The 19530-nt window shown below is 43.1% G+C and carries 16 protein-coding genes; 7 read left to right on the top strand and 9 right to left on the bottom strand.

Annotation, left to right across the window (positions count from 1 at the left end; translation table 11 throughout):
• Window positions 1–53: 53 nt before the first annotated feature.
• Entirely contained in the window at window positions 54–1607 is a 1554-nt protein-coding gene (locus tag P2W82_RS13405; RefSeq protein ID WP_336516405.1) for a M20/M25/M40 family metallo-hydrolase, read from the bottom strand.
• 123 nt (window positions 1608–1730) lie between these two features.
• Between P2W82_RS13405 and P2W82_RS13400 the strand changes: the two genes are divergently transcribed.
• The 5 genes from P2W82_RS13400 (at window position 1731) to P2W82_RS13380 (ending at window position 5707) form a co-directional block, all read left to right on the top strand.
• Window positions 1731–3185, top strand: a complete 1455-nt coding sequence (locus tag P2W82_RS13400) for a sensor histidine kinase (RefSeq protein ID WP_336516404.1) — start codon at window positions 1731–1733, stop codon at window positions 3183–3185.
• Window positions 3182–3877 (top strand): response regulator transcription factor, encoded by a 696-nt coding sequence (locus tag P2W82_RS13395; protein WP_336516403.1) that lies wholly within the window; start codon window positions 3182–3184, stop codon window positions 3875–3877. Before P2W82_RS13400 ends, P2W82_RS13395 begins: the two co-directional genes overlap by 4 nt.
• Window positions 3878–4331: 454 nt before the next feature.
• A complete protein-coding gene (locus P2W82_RS13390; protein ID WP_336516402.1) occupies window positions 4332–4715 on the top strand; it encodes a hypothetical protein in 384 nt (127 codons plus the stop codon).
• 102 nt (window positions 4716–4817) lie between these two features.
• Window positions 4818–5108, top strand: a complete 291-nt coding sequence (locus tag P2W82_RS13385; protein ID WP_336516401.1) for an Rdx family protein — start codon at window positions 4818–4820, stop codon at window positions 5106–5108.
• Between the two features lie 14 nt (window positions 5109–5122).
• On the top strand, window positions 5123–5707 hold the full coding sequence (locus tag P2W82_RS13380) for a molybdenum cofactor guanylyltransferase (RefSeq protein WP_336516400.1): 585 nt from the start codon (window positions 5123–5125) through the stop codon (window positions 5705–5707).
• On the opposite strand, the gene P2W82_RS13375 is transcribed toward P2W82_RS13380, so the two are convergent.
• From P2W82_RS13375 to nirB, 7 genes are all read right to left on the bottom strand, one after another.
• A complete protein-coding gene (locus P2W82_RS13375; protein ID WP_336516399.1) occupies window positions 5693–7186 on the bottom strand; it encodes a rubredoxin in 1494 nt (497 codons plus the stop codon). The two genes, P2W82_RS13380 and P2W82_RS13375, sit on opposite strands and share 15 nt — an antisense overlap.
• A complete protein-coding gene (locus P2W82_RS13370) occupies window positions 7176–7718 on the bottom strand; it encodes a nitrate reductase associated protein (protein WP_336516398.1) in 543 nt (180 codons plus the stop codon). Before P2W82_RS13370 ends, P2W82_RS13375 begins: the two co-directional genes overlap by 11 nt.
• A gap of 36 nt (window positions 7719–7754) precedes the next feature.
• On the bottom strand, window positions 7755–11297 hold the full coding sequence (locus P2W82_RS13365; RefSeq protein WP_336516397.1) for a molybdopterin-dependent oxidoreductase: 3543 nt from the start codon (window positions 11295–11297) through the stop codon (window positions 7755–7757).
• Between the two features lie 42 nt (window positions 11298–11339).
• Window positions 11340–12671, bottom strand: a complete 1332-nt coding sequence (locus P2W82_RS13360) for a NarK family nitrate/nitrite MFS transporter (RefSeq protein WP_336516396.1) — start codon at window positions 12669–12671, stop codon at window positions 11340–11342.
• Between the two features lie 30 nt (window positions 12672–12701).
• Window positions 12702–13109 (bottom strand): hypothetical protein, encoded by a 408-nt coding sequence (locus P2W82_RS13355; protein ID WP_336516395.1) that lies wholly within the window; start codon window positions 13107–13109, stop codon window positions 12702–12704.
• A gap of 97 nt (window positions 13110–13206) precedes the next feature.
• The gene (nirD, locus tag P2W82_RS13350; RefSeq protein ID WP_336516394.1) at window positions 13207–13563 is read right to left on the bottom strand and encodes a nitrite reductase small subunit NirD; all 357 of its coding nucleotides are present in this window, start codon (window positions 13561–13563) and stop codon (window positions 13207–13209) included.
• A gap of 158 nt (window positions 13564–13721) precedes the next feature.
• Window positions 13722–16253: a nitrite reductase large subunit NirB gene (gene nirB / locus P2W82_RS13345; protein WP_336516393.1), complete on the bottom strand. Its 2532-nt coding sequence runs from the start codon at window positions 16251–16253 to the stop codon at window positions 13722–13724.
• A gap of 184 nt (window positions 16254–16437) precedes the next feature.
• On the opposite strand from nirB, the gene cobA reads away from it, so the two are divergent.
• A complete protein-coding gene (gene cobA, locus P2W82_RS13340; protein WP_336516392.1) occupies window positions 16438–17211 on the top strand; it encodes a uroporphyrinogen-III C-methyltransferase in 774 nt (257 codons plus the stop codon).
• A gap of 42 nt (window positions 17212–17253) precedes the next feature.
• Window positions 17254–17943 (top strand): Crp/Fnr family transcriptional regulator, encoded by a 690-nt coding sequence (locus tag P2W82_RS13335; protein WP_336516391.1) that lies wholly within the window; start codon window positions 17254–17256, stop codon window positions 17941–17943.
• A gap of 67 nt (window positions 17944–18010) precedes the next feature.
• On the opposite strand, the gene P2W82_RS13330 is transcribed toward P2W82_RS13335, so the two are convergent.
• Complete coding sequence (locus P2W82_RS13330) at window positions 18011–19513, bottom strand: DUF4394 domain-containing protein (RefSeq protein ID WP_336516390.1); 1503 nt, start codon at window positions 19511–19513, stop codon at window positions 18011–18013.
• Window positions 19514–19530 lie beyond the last annotated feature (17 nt).

The following is a 19530-nucleotide window of genomic DNA, read 5'->3' as shown; positions in this document are numbered from 1 at the left end:
CTAAAATAATAAAGGGTTTTTACATACGAAAACCAATGATAAAAATTCGTCAATCACAACCCATCAAACAAAAACCTCTCCTTCACCCATGGCTTCCTCGGCAGCATCTCGTCTCGCATACTGGCCTGGTAAACAAAAGATGCAACTATGATCGCGGCTTGTTTCAGATCTTCAATCGCGAGATGATCATAGTTATCAAGATTGGTATGGTGCGTTCTGCTCTCATCCAACGGGTCCTGTATAAACTGAAATCCCGGAATGCCTGCCCAATCAAATGAAACATGATCTGTTGATCCGGTATTTTTTATCGTTACTGTTTTTGCATCAAGATCATGAAAGGGAACAAACCATTGTTCAAAAATCGGCTTGATCGCCTGGTTATTCTGCGAATAAATCCCGCGGATCTTTCCAGTGCCGTAATCCATATTAAAATAAGCAGAAACTTTTTTCTGTTCTGCATTCGGGGTTCCATCCGCATTCATAAAATGATTTTTTACATAATTGTACGAGCCATACAACCCCTGCTCTTCACCGTCCCACAATGCAATACGAATCGTTCTCTTCGGCTTCAGCCCGAGCGATTTTAATAAACGCATCGCTTCGAGTACTACTGTGCATCCTGCTGCATTGTCTGTCGCGCCGGTCGATGCCTGCCAGGAATCCAGGTGACCACCCAGCATCACCAGCTGGGATTTTAGTTTGGGATCCGATCCCGGAATTTCAGCAACGACATTATATCCTTTTGTATCTGCTGTTGCAAACCTCCCTTTAATATTCAACGCAATTTCAACTGAATGTCCCGATTCAATCAATCTTTTTATTCGCTGTCCATCCTCGTATGACATATTCACTTTCGGAATACCTTCCGGATCTGTTAGCTTGTAACCAGGTCCTGCCTGCACATGCACAATGCCATTGATGTTGTCAGGCGCAGCAGAAATACGACCCAATACTCCTGCCGTTTTTAAAATCAATTCAATTCTTATCCTGGTTCTGGTTCTGGCAATCATCTGCTCCACCATTTCCCGGGTGACTGCATGCTGTTCGTCAATTGTATCCAGGGCGGCAGCATTAAGACGTTCCGCGCCTGGCGCAAAATCCTGTACCGAAAAAAGCGGATTAACGGATACCAGGATGAATTTCCCTGTCAGTTCTGCTTTGTGGTGTAAAAGGTAAACGGTGTCATTCACCTGTGCCGGAGTAAGCAGGATTACCTGCCCCTGCGCCAGACCGTTAGTATTGCCGCACCAGGGCTCGGGAAAGGCAAACAGCGGCTGATAGTAGGGAACTTTCATCGCGATACTGAAATCATCCAGGTTCCATTGCTTACCAAACTCGCCGTAGGGTTCTTTCGCAACATTTACTAATCCCCATTTTTTCATAGCATCGATAGCCCAGTTTACGGCACGACGATAGCCCTCGGATCCGGGAAGTCTTGGACCAGAAACATCAGTAAGATAGTGGGCTATTTCAGGAATATGTGAATCCTCCATCTCCGCCTTCCTGATCTTTTCAAAAACTGCCTTATCTATATTTTCCTGCTGCGCGAGGCAGTTGGTTATTACTATCAGCAAAAGAATAAAAATGCCATATCTCTTTTGTATCATCACCTTGAATTTATAGGACAAACCTATTCTGCATCTTCCTAAACGGGTGTTAAGCACAGTTAAATAGAGTTAAATGCGGCAACAAAATGATTTTAAAAGAAAATTTTTATGCAGTTTCCCGGCATGAAATTCAGAAGGTCAAAATATACGACCCTCATCATCCTGGCTACGCTTCTGCTCAGTTGCAGTATGCAGGTGATCTGGCTTCGCGAGTTATTTTCCTCGCAGCAAAAGCAGTTAAAAGATGATATTGAAAACATGGTCAGCGCGAGCGCACAATCCCATTGGTTCGAAAGCATAGCTTCATTCGAAAAACCTGAGAACCTGGGTCGCGCCCGGCAACTTTTCCTGACACCACAATGGGAACAGCTGCGACAGGCATTTGATAATATGAAGATGAACGGACTCATCTCCAATCTAACCATAGACAGGAGCGATGATAGTTTATCTGTGTCAATGAATTTTAGATTGGCGGATACCCCTTCCACCCGGATCAATAACCATCCCGGAACTGTGAATACCGGAATGACGAATGATCAGCTCCGCGAAATTGATAGTGCATCACTTGCAGGAATAAAAAAAGAAATCAGATCAAGGCTGGAAGAGATGAACATCCATTCTGAAATTTATGAGAACATATTCACCTATAACATGGACAGCCTTTTTGAAACCAGCCTTCCGCCAGGCGTGGTACCGTCATATACAAGCAAAAAATACATTTACGGGATACACAATCATTTTCGTTACCAGTTAAGTCTTGCCGATATCAACAACACCGTCTGGTACAGGATGAGGTACTATGTTGCATCGTCTGTTCTGATGCTGATATTAACCTGTGCTGCATTTTACTTAATTGTAAGACTTTTGCAGAATGTCCGGCTATATGCGGATGCAAAAACCGATTTCACCAGGAACATGACGCATGAGTTGAAAACGCCGATTGCGACCGTATCCGTCGCACTTGAGTCAATAAAAAAATATAATCTGATCAATAAGCCGGAAACGCTTTTGAAATATGTTGATATCAGTCAGCATGAAATGCGGAGGCTTGATCTGATGGTGGAAAAAGCCTTGAATAATGACCCGGAAAAAAATGCCGATGTTCTTTTTCAACCCGGATTGTATGATGTGCAAACAGGCCTGCAAAATGTGATTGACACGATGCAGCTGCAGCTGGATAACACCCATTCAACAATTATATTTCATCCGTCAAAGGAGCCTTGTTTTGTAATGGGAGACGAAGTGCATCTCTCCAATATTTTTTACAATCTTATTGACAATGCGATCAAGTACAAGGGAAAGAACCTGGCGTTAGAAATCAGTTGTGAAAAAGAGGCTGAAGCGATTTCAATTGCTTTCGTAGATAACGGGCCCGGAATTAGAAAGATCTATCATAAAAACATTTTTGAAAGATTCTTTCGCGTTCCTTCAGAAGGGGATACCCATGATGTAAAAGGTTCAGGACTCGGTCTGTACTATGTTAAAAAAATGGTGGAAATGCACAAAGGAACGATTAAGATTAAAAGCGAACAGGGCAAAGGAACCACTTTCATCATCACACTAAAATCTGCATCGTGAAAGTAAAAGTGTTATATGCAGAAGATGAACCATTTCTCGCGGGAATTGTGAGTGACGGGCTGGAAAGCAGCGGCTATACCGTACAGGTAGTTGCGGACGGGAAAGATGTACTGGAAATTTTTAAGCAGTTCAAACCTGATATCTGTATTCTTGATATCATGCTACCATCGAAGGATGGGCATGTACTTGCTACCGAGATCAGGAAAGCACACAGTGAATTACCTATCATTTTCCTGAGCGCAAAATCTCTCACCGCAGATGTAATTAAAGGCTTTAAATCCGGCGGCAACGACTATTTGAAAAAACCATTCTCCATGGATGAGTTACTGGTACGCATAGAGGCCTTGCTGCAGCGATTTAAAAGAAATTCCGGAAGCGAAGCTAATGACACTGCGCAGGTTTATCGTTTTGGAAACTGCCGGCTCTACCCCGTTCAGCAAATATTGAAAACTTCTTCGGGTGAACACCCTCTTTCATTTAAAGAGTCCGCATTGATGGAAATGATGCTGCAGAAAAAAAATGATGTGCTGGAAAGAACCGATGCACTTCTTAAAATCTGGGGCGACGATAGTTACTACAACACCCGTAGCATGGATGTATTCATGACCCATCTCCGAAAACTTCTCAGGGATGAACCAGGTATCCGTATTCTGAATATCCGTGGTATTGGTTTTAAACTTATCGTTGATTGAAAAGTGAATAAGAGGAATTGATAATTCTCTATTGTAAAAAACTTACTAAATCGCCTGCGGCGAGATAAACAGCCGGCACGCGGAGTACGCGGAGGAATAAACTCGGAGTTGCGCGGAGAAAACCAGACAGTTAATAAAGCGATTGATAATTGTTATTATTAAGTAAGTCACTGAAATTATGAAACTTTCTCCGCGGCCTCCGCGTTCTGCATTTAAACTATCGCCGAAGGCGAAGAAAGAAAATCACCTGCGGCGAGTTGAACACCCAGCTCGCAGAGCAGAACTACATGAATGATTTGCTAACCGGAAGATCTTAAAATAACTTTCCATTTCCTGTCACACCAATTCAGATTATCCATCATATATCAGGCATGGCCAAAAACACCATCACTGCCGCTTAAAAGTGAAACATGTATATAAAACTTTGCACGGAATCTTTATTTGTCTCATGATAATGCCAGCTCTTACTTTCAAAGCAAAAAGCCAGGAATTTTCTTCGGACAATACATTTGCCTTATCCTCCAACAAACTCAACAGAAAAGACAGCTGGACTGAATTTCCTTCGAAACAAACCTACCTCACAGTTCCCCCTTCTGTCTCTGCTTCTGCTTCCTCTGAACAGCAGTCAGTAGTAGTCAGGACCAGTTTCACAGCTGTGGATTTTTTAAGTAATGAATCCATCGCAAAACAGCACCTGTATGAGATTTCAGAATCATCTTTCGGAAGCAGGAAATTTTCCACTGACCGAAAAGAAAAACAGCGCTGGTTAAACGTCTGTATCATTAATAACTCGGTGACAACGATCGCGGTTAAAATTTATCGGCATCTTTTTCAATAACATTAAGCGCGGTGGGTTTTTAATGATAACGCTTATATTTCACCGGGCTTTTCATACATTTACTTCAACAGCTGCCGGCCATCAAAATCAGCAGCCCATAACGTGAAATCAACCATAACAATCGAATACTGTCCGCGTTGCCATTGGATGCTACGCGCAACCTACTTCGCACAGGAGTTTCTGACAACATTTGATTCAGAAATAAAAGCAGTAACGCTGATACCCAGCGAAACCAATGGTGCTTTTTTCGTGAGCGTCGACGATAAAAAAATTTTCGATCGTAAGCAGTATGGTGGTTTTCCTGAAATCAAAGAACTCAAACAGACTATACGCGATATTGTAAGTCCCGGCAAAAGTCTTGGACATTCTGACACGCCTGTACATCATTCCTAAATAAATTTTTCCAGATGATCGGGCTTGTTCTTTGTGGCGGCGAAAGCAAAAGAATGGGCAGGGATAAGGGACTGATCTTATCCGGTAAAAAAACCTGGGCAGGAGTAATTGCTGAAAAAATACAATCCGCCGGAATTTCCACATACATTTCAGTAAACGCAGACTCTTCAAAAGCCTACCGCAAGTTTTTTTCGGATGAAGTTTTGATCGTTGACGATCTTTCCATTCCCGTTCGCGGGCCACTGACCGGTATCCTGGCTGCTCACAGACATTTTCCAGACGAAGATATATTGGTGATTGCCTGCGACATGCAGAATATGACGGCAGACATTATTCAAAAGCTTCTTGTAGCATGCCGGGAATTTCCAGGCTATAATGTTTATTTATTTTCCCGGGAGAATGAACCGGAACCGCTATGTGCAGTTTATACATCAGGTTGCCTGTCTGATGTACTAAATAAATTTATCGAGGGAGATCGGCTTCGTTTTTCAATGAAATCTGTATTAGCAGGTTATGAGCTGTTCATTATTCCTATTGAAGCTACAGAATTCGGACACTTCGATAATTTCAATTCACCGGACGATTTAAGCCGGAACTGAAATCATCATTTCTGATTTCACAGAAACGAAATCTTCTTTCGGAGCTTCGCATAAAGAACAGGTGTAGCTTTCGGGGAGATTTTCAAACGATGTGTTTGCAGGAATTCCCTGGTCAGGATCTCCTGTTGAAGGGTTGTATTCAGTAAAGCAATGTGGGCAGTAAAAAAGCTCGTCCTTCTGTTTGGGAGTTTCCTTCTTTTCACGAACCGCAGCAATTACTTCTCTTTTGGATTGCTTATCTGCTTTTGAATGATAGTACAACAATATTGCCCTCCGAAGCTGTTCTCTTAAAACAAAACGCGGATTGTTTCTACTGAATACGAATGCGGTTCTCTCATTCGGATTAAAATCATGTGCACAAAGAATATCATATACATGTAAAAAATTCATCCCAAGAAATGAGAATAGTGGTTTTCTCACAACGAGAATGCTGCTGAACACTTCGGATTTACGCCTGGTTTTAATGCCAATACAAATACCGAAACTCCTGGTATCATCATTGTTCAATTGCCGGACGAGATACTGTTTCAAAGCGAGACCATTAGAGCAATGATCTTCCACCTGAAAATTCAGTTCGTTTGCAGCATGACGCATGTTGATCTGGTGTTTCTCCAAAAGATAATTCCATCGTGCCCTATCTTTTTCCTCTATGCTTTTAACAATGATCGATTTCCAGGGAGTGGAACAGATCTGACCGATCCGCGTCTCAAGGCAGAGACTACATAGATCCTGTAAAAACTCAATATCAAATAACTCATCACGCCTGTAAACGCCGAGCCAGTATTTATCATTATAACGGTTCAATCCTTCGTAATAAGGAAGATTGAATGCCGGAAGCATAGCCGGATTTTCTGTTTCCCGTGTAATAAATTTGTTTAGATTGATCTGGTTCATCAAAGACGCAAACAAGGTTTGATTGCTTTCAGAGTAGTTGTTGCCAGCTTCAAGTATCAATGCTTCCAGAAGTTGTGACAACCTGGCCACATCATTAGTATAGGTTAACCTGTCCCATTGATAAACATGATTTGTTTTTGGCAACCTCACAAACAAATGCCAGAAATGAGGGGAGGAAGCCGAAGCCACCCAGTTGATATTCCCAGTAAGAAGCGGGGTAAAACTCTGGTTACTGTCCGAAAGATTCAATTTCAGTTTCGGAGTGTAATTGAACTCATCAAAAATATCCTTATAAACACCTTCACTCACCCAGGTATTATGGATGAAAATTTCCTCTGCAGGATATGATGACATGATGCATGGAAATTCATCGGTATCTGTTTCGAAAGCGATACCCAATTTTGTAAGCTCTTGCTCCAATTGAGCAATCAAAAGACTACTGACCGGTACATATAATTGTTGTCTCAATCCAAAACTCACCTGGCGGCATCCTGATCTTTTTGCCGCCACCAAAATATTGTACAGTACGCCTGGTGAGATAATTCCGCCTCTGAAATTTATTTTGATGGTAAGTTCAGCAGACATTCACTTTCAATTTATCAGTATAAAAAATCTCAAACTCAGCAAGTGCCCTCGGGAAATTTTTGTTCTCATGCCCTTCTTTCAGCAATTTCAATAAAGCAAATCTTTGTAAGTCTGTTAAACACTGCCATTGATCAATTGACAGATAAAAGCCGAATTCTTCAGCGCGTGAGACCAGGATCGCAGGTATTTGTTGAATATCTTTCCATGCAGGATTGAGCGACACTTCGAGCTGGGTTGCGGGCTTCCCTGTATGTTTCAATATCATTGATTCCAGCATCTTCCTATACTCTAAAATTTCCAGTGAAGTATTGGTACCGCGTAAAGCCAGCATAACTTTTTCTTCTACAGAAAATTTCACCCATTCGGCAAGCTTAAGTTTAATACCCGCAAGATCCATTCTGAACCTTACAATCATCGGGATACATCTCATACCTGCCTCTACAAAGTCTTCTTCGAAAAGAAAATATTCAATACCCTCCAGTGTTGCAAATACTGATGGATCCAGGCGCTCATTTGAACTTATTGCATACATAATCTATAATTTGAAAATTGTATTCATGTTTCACTGTCAAACCGCTACTGCTCTTGTTCCGGGAGCAAGATTCTCTTCCAGTATTTTCTTCACTTCGGGCCGGCAGCTTCCGCAACCCTGTCCGGCGCCTGTCAACTGACAAAGCTGGAGATGATCAACACAACCTTCCTTAATTTTAATCACCAGATTTCCTTCACCCACATTATTACAACTGCAAACCAGTTTCCCGATCAAAGGCTCAGCCGGTCTTCCTGACCTTAACAATTGAAGGCGTTTTTCGCTCAGCTCAATTTTCTTTTCAATCAGGTTTCTGAATTCAAGAAACTCCGTTTTATCTCCGATCAAAATCGCTCCGATAAGACGATCATTGTAAATGATACATTTTTTGTAATAACGTTTTGCCTTATCTATAAAAACCACCTCCTCGTATCCGGGCTCGTCAGGATATTCAACGGTTCCTAATGAGCAAAGCTGAGTACCGTGCATCTTCAGGATATTCATCAACAGCGAGCCAGAATAATATTTTGCAATATCACCGCTTATATAGGAAGCTACAATCGCGGCCTGCTGTTCTGCAGCAGCTGTTATACCATAGAGGAAACCATTGAATTCCGCAATCTCACCAATAGCAAAAATGGATGGATCGCTCGTTTGCAGATACTCATTCACAACAACACCTCTTTTACATTCAAGTCCTGCATTACGTGCCAGTTCGGTATTCGGAACCGTACCAATCGCGATGACAACTGCCTGGCAATTGATCATCAAGCCGCTTTTCAAACGAATCCCACTAATCTGCTGACTGCCGAGAAAGCGATCGATCTCATCATTATAAAATATTTCGATTCCCTTATCAGTAAGTTCTTCATGGAGCAGCTGACTCCCCAACGGATCCAGTTGCCGGTCCATCAATCTTGAGATACGCTGGATAATGACTACTTCAAAGTTTTGTCCGCGTAATGAAGCGGCGAGTTCAATTCCGAGTAATCCGCCACCAACAATGATCACTTTATCTCCATTTGCTTTTACAAAACAGCCGAACGCATCTGCATCAGCCCTGCTGCGCATGGTAAAAATGCCATCCATCGATGGAATATCTTTCAGCAATGCAGGACGGCTGCCGGTCGAAATGATCAACTGATCATAACTGTGTACCTGGCCTCTGCTATCAATGACTGTTTTTGATTCCCGATCGATCTTTTCGATACTAACGCCCCGGTGTAGCCGAATCGAATGATGATACTCGTCTTCGTCGGTCATTTTGACGAGGTTTTTCCATTGCAATTGCCCGGTGATATAATCAGGCAGCAGAACACGGTTATAGAATGGATAATCTTCCTTACTGAAAATTTCAATCTGATCGGTCAGATTCAGTTCCCTGTATGACTTTACAAATCCGCAAGCACCGGCACCGGCGCCAATTACAATTATCTTCTGATTCTGTTTTTTGTATGACGATACCTGGACAGCGGTAAATTTGAAATCAGGCTCCTTACTCAGCGGATCGACCCGGTTTACGGTAAGACGGTTGGTCTGGTTCAAATCACTTCCCAATATCTTTCCCCAATGCATCGGAATAAACACAACACCCGGTTTGATATCTTCACTCCACTTTGTTTTCAACCGGATGGCTCCGTTACTACTGGATACAATAGCCAGTTCTCCATCAGCCAATCCCCGGGCACCGGCATCTTCAGGATGAATTTCAAGATAAGATTCGCTGATGTGTTGTTTCAGCTTATTGACTTTTCCGGATCTTGTCATCGTGTGCCACTGATCACGGATACGTCCTGTAGTCAGGATCAATGGAAAATCCGGGCTGGTAGTTTCTGAAGTGTTGCTATCGCTGAATGAATGAATGACGGCCCTACCGGAACTGGTATAAAATTTCCTATCAGTAAAAATTCTTTTTGCGTTTTCTGCAGATGATGACCCGGCTGAATATGGCCACTGAATCGTTTTTTGTTTTTTCAGGATTTCATAGTTCAGTTCACTGATATCGATATGGCTATTCTTCGTCAGTGCTACATGTTCACTATAAATTTCAGCGGGACCTTCAAAATCAAAACCATGAAATCCCATTTTCCGGGCGAAACGACAAATGATTGTTGAATCCGGTAACGCCTCTCCCGGAGCATCTGTAATTTTATGGAGATAACTTATTCTCCGTTCAGCATTTGTCATCGTGCCTTCTTTCTCCGCCCACGTCGCAGCAGGAAAAACAACATCTGCATATGGAATCGTTTCTGCATTCGCACTTATATCCTGCACAACAACAAACTTTGCTTTTTTCAAGGCTGAATCAACCAGTTTTGCGTCAGGCATACTTACGCATGGATTTGTGCCGATGATCCATACCGCCTTGAGCTTACCGTTGTTCAGTTCTTCAAAAATCTCTGTTGCAGAATAACCAGGTTTTGCATTGATTGTTCCTGGTTCTATTTTCCAAAATTGTTCGACTTCTGCACGATGTATTGGATTTGATAAGTCTCTGTGTGCGGGAAGAAGATTGGCCATTCCCCCCGTCTCCCGACCGCCCATAGCGTTCGGCTGACCTGTAAGTGAAAACGGTCCCGCACCAGGTTTACCAATCTGCCCGGTGATCAGGTGGAGATTAATCAGCGAAAGATTTTTCTGAACACCAACAACACTTTGGTTAAGCCCCATCGTCCACATACTCACAAATTTCTCCGACGCACCAATCAAATGAGCTGCTGTTCTGATATCACTAGGACTTACGCCGCAAATCACAGCGGCTTCCTCTATGGTTTTTTCAAAAACAACAGCGCGGAATGTCTCAAATCCTTCCGTATGTTCTTTAATAAAAGTTGCATCCACTTTATCTTCCTCAATTAAAGTACGGGAGATAGCAAAATGAAGTGTGATATCAGTTCCCGGGTTCAGCTGAAGATGAAGATCAGCAATCGAACAGGTTTGTGTTTTCCGCGGATCACTGACAATAATTTTTAATGAAGGATTTTTCTCTTTTGCCGATTCGATTCTTCTCCACAACACGGGATGACACCAGGCGGGGTTAGCACCAGCCACAAAAATGCAATCAGCCATTTCAATATCATCATAACTCAACGGAACAATATCTTCACCAAGACTCATCTTATAAGCAACAACGGCACTGCTCATGCAAAGTCTGCTATTGGTATCGAGGTTATTGGTTTTTAAAAATCCCTTTACCAGTTTGTTGATCACATAATACTCTTCGGTAAGACATTGCCCTGACGCGTAAAATGCAACGGAGTCCGGACCATATTTTTCAATAAGTGTTTTGAAAACAGCAACGGTTCTGTCCATTGCTTCATCCCAGCTTACTCTTTGTTTTTCCTGGTAGCGATTCATTCGCATCGTGGGAAAGAGTAAGCGATCCGATTTTTCATTGACTGTATAATGAAGATTCATTCCTTTACTGCATAGCATTCCTTTGTTAACAGGATGAGCAGGATCGCCTGTGACCGAGATCCTGCCCTGGCGATCCTTGCTAACAAGTATACCACAGCCTACGCCGCAATAGCAACAGGTTGTGCTAACTGCTTCACCTGAGGTTCCTGGTTTGATATGGGTCATAATTTCGGTCAATACTTAATTTTTCCAAAGGCCAGATACCTACTACTTGCCGCCAGTAAATGCCAGCGATGATTCCAATACCTCCGTTTCTCTTTCTGTTGCTGCTTCTGTTTCTTCTTCTCTCCTGAATCTCGTAAACAATATTGCCACCGCTGCAATCACCACCACCAGACCGATGTAATAGAATGCCTCGCGATAGCTGATATTGCTGCTTTTGAACAGAAAACCAAACAGCATTCCGCCGATATTTCCGCCTGCACCAACAATCCCGCTGACAAGGCCGACATTTTTTTCATTGATAAAAGGAGTTATCGCATAGGTGGCACCGTTAGCCATTTTAAGAAACAACGCGAAGCTTATCATCGAAACGATTGCTAATCCGAATGACCCTGCACTGGCGAAAGCCATCAACCCAAAACCTTCCAATAGTAACATGAGTGAAAGCAATAGACCTTTTCCGCGGATGCCGTAACGTTTACCAACCTTATCTGCGCTAATTCCGCCCAATGCCCTGGCAAAAATGTTCATGAAACCAAAAACGCCTGCCCAGAAACCAGCAGACTGCTGGCTCAGTTTGAATTCCTGTACAAAATGCAAAGCAGCGATATTATCAAATGTGATTTCCATTCCGAAACAAACACCATATGCCAGTGCCAGTGCCCAGATGCGCCAGTCTTTCAATATGGAGTAGTCTGTTTTTTTGGAAGGCTGTTCATCACGGTGTATCTCATCAAAATTTCCCTGTGGAGTGTCCTTCGTAAATCTGTAGTAAACAAAAGCCATGACCAGCATCAGCGCTCCGGGTATAATCATTGCGTAACGCCAGGCTGCTGCTTTTGTAAAACCCGCGATGGTAATTGCCGTGAAGATTAGTGGCATTACCATATTTGTAATACCTCCTCCCAGATTTCCCCAGCCACCGGCAACTGCATTTGCTGTTCCTTTGATATTCGGTTTGAACATCATCGAAACATGAAACTGTGTGATCACAAAAGAAGCGCCGATAACACTGATGGCTAAACGGAAAAGAAGAAAGGAAGTATAATCTTTCGCAAGACCTACGCACATGACAGGAATAGCTCCGATCAATAATAGGCCAGTATATGTTTTCCGCGGCCCCCAGGTGTCGCAGAGTCTTCCAATCACCAACCTGGCAATAATAGTTCCGGATACTGACGCAATAACTATATTCCCGATCTGTGATTTGCTGAGGGAAAGATCTTCTTTGATCGTAGGCATTAGCGGGGCAAGGCCAAACCATCCGAAAAAACAAACAAAGAATGTAAACCAGCTGATATGAAAAGTGCGCATCTGAATACCTTTAAAAGAAAAGATATTCAGAGAGGAAAGTTGTTGTGTATTTTGATTTGACATGATGTTCCGTTTTACTTAGTGAATAATTTTTCAGAAGCGGAATCCCAATCCAACACCGGGATGCCATTTGCCATTGGATGTGGCAGTTTTTGCATTGTAGTAAAATGGAACCTGTAAAACCAAATGCTTGTAAGCGAAGGTGAACCCAAATCCCGCTGTAGGTGTTATGGCTGAATTCTTTGTCGCTTCCTTTGCCACTTTGTCCTGCTTGATACGCATGGTAGGAAGAATGCCGAAACCGAAACTCCAGGGCTTGCTTACAAACTTTATTGTAGGCCCACCGAAATTGACAAATGCTCCTTCGTTCACATATCCGCCCACAACCATTCCTTCCCAGAAGTTTACAGACACTTTCTTCACCGCTTCCTGGCTATGTACGGAAGAAGCAGTGACCAGAATAAAAAAGACGCATACTGAAGCTTTAAAAAAGTTCTTCATAATTTTGTTTTGGTTTTAAGTAGTTAAACATTTAAGATCACCCCGGCGCGAGCTTCCATTTCGACCGGGGTTTATTTTTATCTGATGGTCATCAGAATTATTCATCTTCATCATCGATCCCGATATAGACCCAACCATTCTCCACTTTTACAGGATATGTTTTCAATGAACATTCATCTCCACTCAGGCACTCACCTGTAGCCAGCGAAAATGTTTTCTTGTGAAAAGGACAGGCGACTTTAGGAACATCACCACTAGTACCTATCATACCACGACTCAATGCCATTTGCCTACGATGAGGGCATTCGTTCTGAGTCGCATACCATTCATTTCTTCTTGTAAAATGAAATAATGCGATCTGGCTATCGCCGTATCTTACACAGGCTCCCCCGTTTTCGGGCATATCTTTCACAAGGCACGCAGGGAACCATGTGATTGTTTTTGTTTCAATCATATTGTTTCGGTTTCGAAAAAATGAATCAGTGGCAGCTATCGTTGAGATAACAGCAAGCAATAGCCGATGCAGGAGTTAAGTTGGGGGGGGGAAAACAAACAATCGTTGGTCAGCAGTTCAACAGACGGATTATATGTCTGGGTCTATGGCAAATTCTTTTATTTCCACTCCTGCGCTTTCTTCTGATCGCGCAGTTGCTCAAACTTCACAGTAGGATCTTTTTCTTCCGGTGCATTGATAAAGTGACTGAATCTTTTCCTGATTTCAGGATTTTCGATGGCCTCTTTCCATTCACAGGCATAACTATCGACGAGTACCTGCATCTCCATCTCCCACTGTTCAGCCATTCCGAGACTGTCATTCACCACCACATTCCGCAGGTAATCGATACCGCCTTCCATTTTATTCAGCCAGGTTGCCGTTCTTGTCAATGGATCAGCAGTTTTTATATAGAACATTAAAAACCGGTCAATATATTTTATACAGGTTTCCGAATCGAGATCCTGTGCAAGTAATAATGCATGCTGTGGTTTGCTCCCGCCGTTTCCGCAGACATATAAGTTCCATCCTTTCTCTGTGGCGATGATGCCGAAATCTTTGCTCTGTGCTTCTGCACATTCGCGAATACATCCGGACACTGCAGATTTTATTTTGTGCGGAGCTCTCAGGCCGCGATATCTTTCTTCGATTCTAATTGCATAACTCACGCTGTCATGTAAACCAAAGCGGCACCAGGTACTTCCTACGCAACTCTTCACGGTGCGCAATGCTTTTCCATATGCATGACCGCTTTCAAAGCCGGCAGCAATCAGTCTTCCCCATATCTCCGGAAGATCATTCAGATGCGCGCCAAACATATCGATGCGTTGACCACCGGTAATTTTTGTGTACAGGCTAAAATCTTTCGCGATCTGGCCGATGACAATCAATTTGTCGGGTGTGATTTCACCTCCCGGGATGCGTGGTACAACCGAATAAGTTCCTCCCTTCTGAATATTGGCAAGAAACCGGTCATTGCTATCCTGTGCAGTGGAATTTCCTTTTTTAAGGATCATCTCATTCCATAAACTGGCAAGTATAGACGAAACAACGGGCTTGCATATTTCGCATCCATCACCTTTTCCAAAACGATCGAGTACTTCGTCATAAGATTTCAGGGAATGAATTTTCACCAGGTCGAACATTTCCTGCCTGCTGTAATCAAAATGTTCACAAATGATATTGCGGATATATCTTCCCTGTGATTGCATTGTGTACTGAAGCAGATCTTTGATCATCGGTACACAACCACCACATCCTGTTCCGGCCTTTGTACATTTTTTTATCGCGTCTATCGATTCGCATTGCTGTTGAGTAACTGCATTGCAGATGCCGGCTTTAGAAACGTTTTCACAACTGCAGATCATGGCATCCTCAGGCAGGCCTGCAAGCCCTGCTGCACTTTGTTCGGCACCACCTCGCGCACCAAGAATCAGATCGCACGGATCGGCAGGCAAAACCAGTTTGTTCTTGCAGGTCTGCAATAACATATTGTACTGAGTTGCATCGCCAACAAGTATTCCCCCGAGCAATTGTTTTCCATCAGCACTCAGGTTGATTCTTTTGTACACACCTTTTATTGCATCCTCATATTGTATCACTTTAATTCCATTTCCGGAAATAAACGGATCTCCGAAACTGGCTACATCGACACCAATCAGTTTCAATTTTGTGCTCATGTCGAAACCAGTAAATGAAGCAGGAGCAGAAAACAACTTTTCTTCACCGTCCATTTTTGCCACCAGGTTCTTTACCAATACATCCGCCATTTCATATCCGGGAGCAATCAAACCGTAGATCATTCCTTCATGCAATGCGCATTCACCGATTGCATAAATATCGGGATCCGAAGTTTGCATCTGGTTATTCACAACAATACCTCCACGTTGACCGGTCGCTAGTCCAGCTGCTTTTGCAAGCTCATCCCTGGGTTTAATTCCTGCAGAGATCACCAGCATATCAATAGAGATGGCAGAACCGTCAGAAAAACTCAAACCGTCTACCTCACGTTCACCGGTAATCGCTGTTGTATTTTTTGAAGTGTGGATCTCAAGACCGAGTGCCTCCAGTTTCGACTGTAATAAAAAAGAACCAGGTTGATCAATCTGCCTCGGCATAAGTCGCGGCGCAAATTCAACCACATACGTTTTTTCAATCCCGAGATCCAGCATTGCCTTTGCAGCTTCCAATCCAAGAAGTCCGCCGCCGATCACTGCGGCTTTCCTGCTTCTCCTGGCCCATGAGCTGATCATTTCCAGATCTTCAATAGTTCTGTAAATGAAAACTCCTTCCTTTTCTATGCCGGGAACTGATGGAATAAATGCAGAAGAGCCGGTAGCAATGATGAGCTGATCGTAGCTGGTTTGCTCACCCCGGTGGGTGCTTACCGTTTTATTTAACGGATCGACATAACTGATGGATTCGCTGAGATGGAGTGTGATGCCGTTGGCTGAATACCATTCCATATCTGCCATCAGAAGGTCGTCGGCTGCCCTGCCCTCGAACCACGAGCTCAGGTGAACACGGTCGTATGCAGGCCGCGATTCTTCGCCAAAAACGACGAGTTCAAATTTTCGGTCGGGATCTGCGGCCCGTAGCTTTTCGCAAAACTTATAAGAGACCATCCCGTTTCCAATGACCACCAACTTCATACTAAACAATTTCAAGATGAAATAATGGTGGCAAGCAATCGAATATGAAATTTATCTATATAATCTTTTTCACAAAACCAGTTCAGCAAACAGATATTAAATATGATTTATGTAATAAATTTAACGACTTAATTCTACATTTACCAAATATTTAACCATTTCATATTATATATAATTTATTATAATGTTTAATCTGTCAACACTTTTTTTAGTTGGGGCCGGTCCTGGAGATCCGGAACTGATCACACTTAAGGCTATTAAGGTCCTGCAAAAAGCGGATGTGATTTTGTACGATGCGTTGGTAAACGAATCCATTCTTTCATATGCGCAGGAAGGGGCCATCTGCCGATTTGTTGGAAAACGATACGGCTGTCATGCCCTTTCACAGTCGGAAATCAATGACCTGATCATAGAATACGGCCAAAGATTTTCCAATATTGTGAGATTAAAAGGTGGAGACCCTTTTGTTTTTGGCAGGGCCCAGGAAGAAATTGATGCTGCACAGGAAGCAGGGATGAAAGTGCAAATGATACCTGGAATTTCAAGTGCCCTGGCTGTGCCTGCTTCTGAAATGATACCATTGACTGCCCGCGGAACTGCCGAAAGTTTCTGGGTGACTACGGGAACAACTATGAGCGGAGAAATTTCTGCTGACCTCAAACTCGCAGCACAGTCCTCCGCAACAGTCATTATCCTTATGGCTATGAGCAGACTGGAACAAATTATGGAGCTGTTTGCGGAACATGGGAAGAAAGACATTCCGGTTGCTATAATTCAAAATGGTACTGAGCTAAGTCAGAAATCTATAACAGGAACAGTGAAAGATATTGCCTACAGAGCTGCACATGCCGGTCTTTCGAATCCTGCAATCATTGTTGTTGGTAAAGTAGCGACGCTCAACCAAAGGAAAATTGCAAAACAAATGGAGATTTCCAGTCTGAATAAGAAGAGTTCATAAACATTTTATCATGTATTCGGTTTAATATTGCCCTGCTGTAATATGAAACTGAATAAGAAAAGTTGCGATCTGCAGAGTTGTGTGATGTGCAGGCTCTGTCAGAAAGAATGGCTTCCGGCAATCAACGCCAATCGAAAAACATATCAATACGCGAAAGGAGAAAAGGTCTTCGAGGAAGACGAAGAAGTAAAGGGAATGTTCTTTATTACTTCCGGCCTGGTGAAAGTGCATAAACATTGGGGAGAGGAAAAAGAGCTGATCCTGCGTATTGCCAGTAACGGGGATATATTGGGTCACCGCGGATTGGGCTCGGACACGATTTACCCCGCATCAGCCACGGCACTAACATCTACGGATATCTGTTTTGTTGATCTCGAATTTTTTACTTCAACTTTAAAAGTCAATACCGGATTTCTATATCAGCTGATGATGTTTTTTGCAGGTGAGCTTAAAGAATCGGAAAAGAGAATGCGCAACCTGGCGCATATGCCTGCGAAAGGCCGTATTGCAAATGCGCTGATTTCACTTCAGAATAAATTTGGCACGAGCCCATCGGGCGCGATCAATGTGATTCTTTCGCGACAGGACTTTGCTTCATACACAGGTACTACATATGAAACCTTTTTCAGGCTGTTGAATGAACTGAGTGAAGAGGGAGCAATAACAACAGAAAATAAGGAAATCAAAATAAAGGATCTGGAAAAATTACTTGTCTATATGGTTGTTGGATGAAAACAATGAGGCTTTAGCAAACAGACCATCCGGGAATATCGGACGGTCTGTTTGTTAAGCTGATGTTTTAAAAGCCCAATCCAATGGCAAGTGTATTTCCAATACCAGGAAAGTCAGCCAATTTTGAGGCAGCACCCGTGTTTGCATTTACTTTATACATCCCTGTGTTTCCGTTGACTTTAAATAAACCATAGGCCATATTTGAACGACCGCCAATATCCATACCACCGCTTCCTTCAATATTAATTCCCAGGTTGCCTATCTCAGTTAGTATACCATCGTTTGGTGGATCCTGTTTATACAACTTATCAGTGGCTATGTCTGCATCGAATAGAACAGTGGATGTTGTTCCTGCAAAATTGTTGGTGTAGGCAGCGGCTGTAACCATTGGTGTTCCCGGTTTCAACATTCCATCAACAAATGCAACTGCACCAGTTTCAGGATGTACACGCAGATTTTGCCCGCTATTTGAAACTATCCTGATTCTGTCTGCAACGGGATTAAAATCGAAACCAAATACATCACCTGACAAGGCAGTTGCAAACTGGGAACCCACCACTGTAGCAGCACCGTTTGCCATATTGATTGTGTAAATTCTTGAAGAGCTACCGAGCGCGTATAACTGACCAGTAGCCGGGCGCATATCCAACCCATGAATTATTTCTCCTGGTTGCAGGCCCTGTATTGTTTTAGATACAGGATTAACGGGCTTCTCAAAATTGAAGATCCAGAGGTTATTGCTATTGTCCGTTGTGTACGCTACAGGCGATGTCGGAATAGCAAGTCCGATCAGCTCTTTGTTCAGCTTTGTAAGTTCGGTGGCTCTACCAGTACCGAGATTGACCTGGTACAGATAGGGTCGACCTCGTACTACAAGCGAGGCCAATGCAATTTTATTATCCGGGGTGATATCGAAACCTCCGCCCCCACTTAAATTGATTTTTAATGAACCAATCTCTCTCAGTTTCCCGTCATTGGGCGGATCCTGTTTAAATAGTGTGCCGGTTGCTGCATCGATGACAAACAGCTCTGTTGTCGCAGCTCCAGCTGTATTATTCGTGTATGCGGCGCCGATAGCCATCGGAGATCCCGGATTCAGGCTGCCATCTGTTGCGGCAACCATTCCGGTTTCCGGATGAAGCCGCAGATTCTGACCCGTGTTGGTTATCAAACGGATCCGATCAACAGTAGGATTAAAATCAAACCCGGCTATAGTGCCGTTAATTGCCGGAGAAAAGGCAGAAAGGCCAACAGGCCGCGTCATTCCATTGTCAGGATTGATGGTGTACAACCGGCTGTTGTTGCCCAGGCCATATAATTGACCTGTAGCAGGACGGAAGTCAATGGCAATAATTTTCTCCCCGGATTCCAAACCTGATAAATTCACCTTCGATAGTGGAAGACCGTTGGACCCGGAATTGTACATGCCAAGTTCATTATCAGCAGTCAATCCATAAAAAACGGCTTCTGGTTTATCCCAGTCCTTGTAATCATCTTTCCTGCAGGCAACTGCGATGATGAGCCAGATAGTTGAGCAAAACAATAGCATTCGTGTTGATGTATATCTCATAAAGTAGAGTTTTATAA

Origin of the sequence: Pollutibacter soli (genome assembly GCA_029269725.1) — a bacterium.
GTDB lineage: Bacteria > Bacteroidota > Bacteroidia > Chitinophagales > Chitinophagaceae > Pollutibacter > Pollutibacter soli.
The sequence above is the reverse complement of the archived record's forward strand: the minus strand, read 5'-3'. Positions and strand labels throughout refer to the sequence as shown.

Coding starts and splice junctions, on each gene's coding strand:
- nirD (WP_336516394.1), bottom strand. CDS start 13,563: ATGATTGAAACAAAAACAATCACATGGTTCCCTGCGTGCCTTGTGAAA.
- P2W82_RS13400 (WP_336516404.1), top strand. CDS start 1,731: ATGAAATTCAGAAGGTCAAAATATACGACCCTCATCATCCTGGCTACG.
- P2W82_RS13380 (WP_336516400.1), top strand. CDS start 5,123: ATGATCGGGCTTGTTCTTTGTGGCGGCGAAAGCAAAAGAATGGGCAGG.
- P2W82_RS13335 (WP_336516391.1), top strand. CDS start 17,254: ATGAAACTGAATAAGAAAAGTTGCGATCTGCAGAGTTGTGTGATGTGC.
- nirB (WP_336516393.1), bottom strand. CDS start 16,253: ATGAAGTTGGTGGTCATTGGAAACGGGATGGTCTCTTATAAGTTTTGC.
- cobA (WP_336516392.1), top strand. CDS start 16,438: ATGTTTAATCTGTCAACACTTTTTTTAGTTGGGGCCGGTCCTGGAGAT.
- P2W82_RS13405 (WP_336516405.1), bottom strand. CDS start 1,607: ATGATACAAAAGAGATATGGCATTTTTATTCTTTTGCTGATAGTAATA.
- P2W82_RS13390 (WP_336516402.1), top strand. CDS start 4,332: ATGCCAGCTCTTACTTTCAAAGCAAAAAGCCAGGAATTTTCTTCGGAC.
- P2W82_RS13330 (WP_336516390.1), bottom strand. CDS start 19,513: ATGAGATATACATCAACACGAATGCTATTGTTTTGCTCAACTATCTGG.
- P2W82_RS13355 (WP_336516395.1), bottom strand. CDS start 13,109: ATGAAGAACTTTTTTAAAGCTTCAGTATGCGTCTTTTTTATTCTGGTC.
- P2W82_RS13370 (WP_336516398.1), bottom strand. CDS start 7,718: ATGTATGCAATAAGTTCAAATGAGCGCCTGGATCCATCAGTATTTGCA.
- P2W82_RS13360 (WP_336516396.1), bottom strand. CDS start 12,671: ATGTCAAATCAAAATACACAACAACTTTCCTCTCTGAATATCTTTTCT.
- P2W82_RS13375 (WP_336516399.1), bottom strand. CDS start 7,186: ATGTCTGCTGAACTTACCATCAAAATAAATTTCAGAGGCGGAATTATC.
- P2W82_RS13365 (WP_336516397.1), bottom strand. CDS start 11,297: ATGACCCATATCAAACCAGGAACCTCAGGTGAAGCAGTTAGCACAACC.